Genomic DNA, 4,624 nt, shown 5'->3' with positions numbered 1-4,624 from the left:
ATTGCGCACCATGCGCAAAGTTGATGACGCGCAGCAGGCCGAAGATGATGGCCAGGCCGAGACTGAGCAGGGCGTAGAAAGAGCCGTTTATCAGGCCGATCAGCAACTGGCCAAGCAGTGCCTGAACGGGAATGCCGAAGATCATCGTCATGGCATCACACCCCCAGAACCCTGTGCAGCGTATCCATCCGCTGCGGCAGTTCGCCGACCGGGAACTCGGACACCATCTGCCCATGATCCATCAGATAGAAGCGGTCGGCAATGCGGCTGGCAAAGCGGAAATTCTGCTCGACGAGAAGGATCGTCATCCCGCGCTCCTTCAGCTTCCGCAATACCTCGCCGATACGCTGGACGATGACGGGCGCAAGGCCCTCGGTCGGCTCGTCGAGCAGGAGCATTTTGACGCCGGTGCGCAAGATGCGGGCGATCGCCAGCATCTGCTGTTCGCCGCCCGAAAGCTTGGTTCCGGAGCTGGCCCGGCGCTCGTAAAGGTTTGGGAAAAGCTCATAGATTTCATCGACGGTCATGCCGCCTTCGGCAACGACCGGCGGCAAAAGCAGATTCTCGGAAACGGTGAGTGTCGAGAAGATGCCGCGCTCCTCGGGCACGAAGCCGATGCCCTTATGCGCCGTCTTGTGCAGCGGCACCTGAATCATGTCCGCTCCGCCAAAGCTGATCCTGCCCTTTCGCGCGCGGACGATGCCGGTGATGGTCCGCAGCGTGGTTGTTTTGCCGACTCCATTGCGTCCGAGGATCGTGATCGTCTCGCCTTCGCCGACATGCATGTCGACGCCATGCAGGATGTGGCTTTCGCCGTACCAGGCATTCAGGCCCTGAACTTCCAGAAGCGCCGCCATCAGCTATCCTCCGTGCCCATATAGGCCTCGCGGACGCGCGGATCCTTGCTGACCGCGGCATAGTCGCCTTCGGCGAGGATCTCGCCGCGCTGAAGCACGGTCACCTGCTGGCAGATATTGGCGACAACGGAAAGATTGTGCTCGACCATCAAGACCGCCCGGTCACGCGCGACCTCGCGGATGATGGCGGAAACGACACTGACATCCTCCTGCCCCATCCCTGCCATCGGCTCGTCGAGGAGCAGCACCTTCGGGTCGAGAGCAAGCGTGGTGGCGATCTCAAGAACGCGCTTGCGCCCGTAGGAGAGGTCCGCGGCTATATGATCACGCTCCTTCGAGAGCCCGACGCTCGCGAGCAATTGCTCGGCGCGGTCGTTCAACCGATCGAGCGACGACATCGGCCGCCAGAATTGCGTCGAGAGGTTGTTGGGCCGCTGCAGTGCGACGCGCACGTTGTCGAGCACCGACAGGTGCGGAAACACCGCGGAAATCTGGAACGAGCGCACCAGTCCCATCCGCGCCACCTTGTCCGGCGGGGTCTTGGTGATGTCGGTGCCCATCAGCATGATAGTGCCGGCTGTCGGCTGCAGGAATTTGGTCAAGAGATTGAAAACCGTCGTCTTGCCCGCGCCGTTCGGCCCGATCAGCGCATGGACGCTCGCATCCTGCACATCGAGGTCGACGTTCTTGACGGCCGTGAAGCCGCCGAAGTCCCGGCGAAGGCCGCGGGCGGAAAGAACCACCCGCGGCGTCGCATTCGTTTGTGTTGCGGAAACCGCCATAGGCTTACTTTACCAGATCGCAGCCGCTTTTGGCGGGGTCGATATAGGCTTCCTTGCCGGGGACGGTGGCCAGAACATTGAAGTAGTCCCAAGGCTGCTTGCTCTCTTCCGGCTTCTTGACCTGCAGCAGGTACATGTCGTGGATCATGCGCCCGTTCGGTCCGACGGTGCCGCCGCGGCCGAAGACGTCATCGACAGGCATTTCATGCAACTGCTTGGCAACAGCTTCCGTCTCGTCCGTGCCAGCCTTCTGGACCGCCTTCAGATACTGAAGAACAGCGGAATAGGTGCCGGTGTGGATCATGTTCGGCATCTTGCCGGTGCGCTCGAAGAACTTCTTTGCGAAGGCGCGGCTCTCGTCGTCGCGGTCCCAATAGTAGCCTTCCGTCAGCGTCAGGCCCTGAGCGGCCTCGAGACCAAGCCCATGGACCTCCGCCAGCGTGAAGAGCAGTGCCGCCAGGTGCTGGCCGCCCTGCGTGATGCCGAATTCGGCTGCCTGCTTGATGGCATTCGACGTATCGAGGCCGGCATTGGCGAGGCCGATGACCTTGGCACCGGAAGACTGCGCCTGCAGCAAGAAGGACGAGAAGTCCTGGCTGGAAAGCGGATGCCGGACGGAGCCGACGACCGTGCCGCCGTTCGCCTTGACGAAATCGGAGGTCTGCTGTTCCAGCGAATAGCCGAAGGCATAGTCCGCCGTCAGGAAGAACCAGCTGTCGCCGCCCTGCTTGACGAGCGCGCCACCGGTGCCGACAGCCAGCGCATGCGTGTCATAGGCCCAGTGGAAGCCATAGGGCGAACAGGCCTTGCCGGTAAGATCCGTCGTCGCAGCGCCCGTGACGATGTCAATCTTCTTCTTCTCTTTCGCAATTGCCTGGACCGCAAGGGCAACCGACGAGGTCGTCAACTCCATGATCGCGTCCACCTGCTCGGTGTCGTACCACTGGCGGGCGATGTTCGAGGCGATGTCCGGCTTGTTCTGATGGTCGGCATCGATGATCTCGATCGGAACGTCGAGCACCTTGCCGCCGAAATCCTCGACCGCCATCTGGGCGGCCTCGACGGACGACTTACCGCCGAAGTCTGCATAGACACCGGACTGATCGTTCAGAATGCCAATCTTCACCTTCCCGTCCGACGCACCATTGGCGAACACGGCTGTGCTGCTTGCAAGCAGGAATGCAACGGACGCAATAAGATTCTTTCGCATAAGTCTCTCCTCCCAGAGATGGCCAGATCGCGAGTCTGTTCAAAATTGGCCAGCCGCTCTCCTCAAACGAACCGACGCCGCGCCTACGATCACGGAATTTCCCGCATGAGGCAACCGGCGGTTTACAACTAATTCCAAACAGTATCTGTTCGTTTTTGCACAGAGCCGCTCGGAAACTGTGCATCGGCTGCTTTCCGGTCTCTAGGCATTAGACCAAAGACGTAGATGGACGCGTGAACCCGCATGAACAATCCTCCGCAGTTTACTTGGGACGATCTGCAGTTTTTTCTAGCGGTGGCTCGAACAGGGCAGCTTTCGACTGCAGCCAGACAGCTGCGGACGAGCCATGCCACCGTCTCGCGGCGTATCGACCGGCTGGAATTTGCCCTGAAGGTCAAGCTCTTCGAGCGTAACCCGCGCGGCTATGTGCTGACTGCCATGGGCACACGATTCGTGGAAACCGCCGAAAAGATGGAGCAGGAAACCGAACGTTTACGGGCCGATCTTGCCGCAGGCTCCATGACGCAGCGCGGCGTCGTCCGCCTCAGCGCGCCGGAAGGCTTTGCCAACTTTTTCTTTGCCAGCGTGCTGCCGAAATTCGCCGCGCTTCATCCGCACCTTTCGCTGGAACTCGTGACGATCCAGCAAATCATGTCGCTGTCGCGCAAGGAAGCGGACCTTTCCGTCGTGCTGGACGAACCGAAGGGCGGGCCGTATTTTTTCGAGAAGCTGACGGATTACCATCTGCAGGTTTACGGCTCGCGGGACTATCTCGCCAACAGCTCGCCCATTACCTGCCGCGACGATCTGCTCGATCATCCGTTCATCGGCTATATCGAAGAGATGATCTTTGCGCCGGGGCTTGATTATCTCGGCGACGTGCATCCGCGCATCAAACCGCGGTTCCAGAGTTCCAGCATCTTTGCGCAGCTGACGGCAACCCGAAATGGCCTAGGGCTTTGCGTACTGCCGTATTTCTTTGCCAGCCGTTATCCGGAGCTCGTGCGCGTCTTGCCTGATGAAGTGGACCTCTGCCGCGGCTACTGGGTGACCTGCCACGGCGATCTGAAGCAGGCGCCGCGGGTGCGCGCCGTCATCGAGTTCCTGCGCGAAACCGTAAAAGGCGAGGATGCTCGCTTCATCCCGCCCTTGGCACCGGCGATGCATGCGGGCCGGAAGGCCGGGTGATCATTTCAGGAACTCGGCGCGGTGCGGCGTGAAAGTGTCGATCAGGCGACCCTTTTCCAGAGCCGTCACCCCATGGACGAGATCCGGCGGCACGATGAAGCTGCCGCCCTGTTTCAGCACCTCGGTCTTTCCGTCGATCGTCACGGCAAAGCTGCCTTCGGCGACATAGCTCGCCTGGATATGCGGGTGCGAGTGCGCAGCTCCGACCGCATCCTTCTCGAACGCGACTTCGACCATCATCATTTCGGGCAGATAGACCATGATGCGGCGCGTGACACCCGGTTCCGGACTGCTCCAGTCAGCACCTTCGGCATGCACAAAAAGATTGCTCGACGTCATTCCCGCCTCCTCAATTCGATTTCATAGGGCGGCAAGTTGGAGCATGGAAGCCTTTTTGAAAAGCCTGTATCCGCTATATTCCTTCCGGTTGACGCCGAAGTTGGCCGGCGTTATGGCCAGCTTGATCAGGCATGCCTGAACAATGGTGAGGAGACGCCGTCATGCAGCACACCCGCGAGATCTTCGACTGGGCCGACCCGTTCCGGCTGGTCGAGCAGCTGACGGACGAGGAGCGCATGGTGCAGAAT

The 4,624-nt window shown here is 60.5% G+C and carries 5 protein-coding genes and 1 pseudogene; 1 reads left to right on the top strand and 5 read right to left on the bottom strand.

Annotated features, from left to right (window positions below; all coding sequences use genetic code 11):
* The 4 genes and pseudogenes from ACPYOI_RS35045 to ACPYOI_RS35030 form a co-directional block, all read right to left on the bottom strand.
* Positions 1-151 (bottom strand): annotated as a pseudogene (locus ACPYOI_RS35045) (branched-chain amino acid ABC transporter permease); the annotation flags it as partial.
* Between the two features lie 4 nt (positions 152-155).
* The gene (locus tag ACPYOI_RS35040; protein ID WP_481418943.1) at positions 156-857 is read right to left on the bottom strand and encodes an ABC transporter ATP-binding protein; all 702 of its coding nucleotides are present in this window, start codon (positions 855-857) and stop codon (positions 156-158) included.
* Positions 857-1,639, bottom strand: a complete 783-nt coding sequence (locus tag ACPYOI_RS35035) for an ABC transporter ATP-binding protein (protein ID WP_481418942.1) — start codon at positions 1,637-1,639, stop codon at positions 857-859. Before ACPYOI_RS35035 ends, ACPYOI_RS35040 begins: the two co-directional genes overlap by 1 nt.
* Positions 1,640-1,643: 4 nt before the next feature.
* A complete protein-coding gene (locus ACPYOI_RS35030; protein ID WP_481418941.1) occupies positions 1,644-2,849 on the bottom strand; it encodes an ABC transporter substrate-binding protein in 1,206 nt (401 codons plus the stop codon).
* A 243-nt stretch (positions 2,850-3,092) separates the two neighbouring features.
* Here ACPYOI_RS35030 and ACPYOI_RS35025 point away from each other — a divergent pair, with 243 nt between their 5' ends.
* On the top strand, positions 3,093-4,037 hold the full coding sequence (locus ACPYOI_RS35025) for a LysR family transcriptional regulator (RefSeq protein WP_481418940.1): 945 nt from the start codon (positions 3,093-3,095) through the stop codon (positions 4,035-4,037).
* On the opposite strand, the gene ACPYOI_RS35020 is transcribed toward ACPYOI_RS35025, so the two are convergent.
* Positions 4,038-4,376 (bottom strand): cupin domain-containing protein, encoded by a 339-nt coding sequence (locus ACPYOI_RS35020; RefSeq protein WP_481418939.1) that lies wholly within the window; start codon positions 4,374-4,376, stop codon positions 4,038-4,040.
* Positions 4,377-4,624: the final 248 nt, after the last annotated feature.

It is taken from the genome of Rhizobium sp. SVR5-2C, from assembly GCF_056755115.1.
The sequence above is the reverse complement of the archived record's forward strand: the minus strand, read 5'-3'. Positions and strand labels throughout refer to the sequence as shown.

Coding starts and splice junctions, on each gene's coding strand:
- ACPYOI_RS35040 (WP_481418943.1), bottom strand. CDS start 857: ATGGCGGCGCTTCTGGAAGTTCAGGGCCTGAATGCCTGGTACGGCGAA.
- ACPYOI_RS35035 (WP_481418942.1), bottom strand. CDS start 1,639: ATGGCGGTTTCCGCAACACAAACGAATGCGACGCCGCGGGTGGTTCTT.
- ACPYOI_RS35030 (WP_481418941.1), bottom strand. CDS start 2,849: ATGCGAAAGAATCTTATTGCGTCCGTTGCATTCCTGCTTGCAAGCAGC.
- ACPYOI_RS35025 (WP_481418940.1), top strand. CDS start 3,093: ATGAACAATCCTCCGCAGTTTACTTGGGACGATCTGCAGTTTTTTCTA.
- ACPYOI_RS35020 (WP_481418939.1), bottom strand. CDS start 4,376: ATGACGTCGAGCAATCTTTTTGTGCATGCCGAAGGTGCTGACTGGAGC.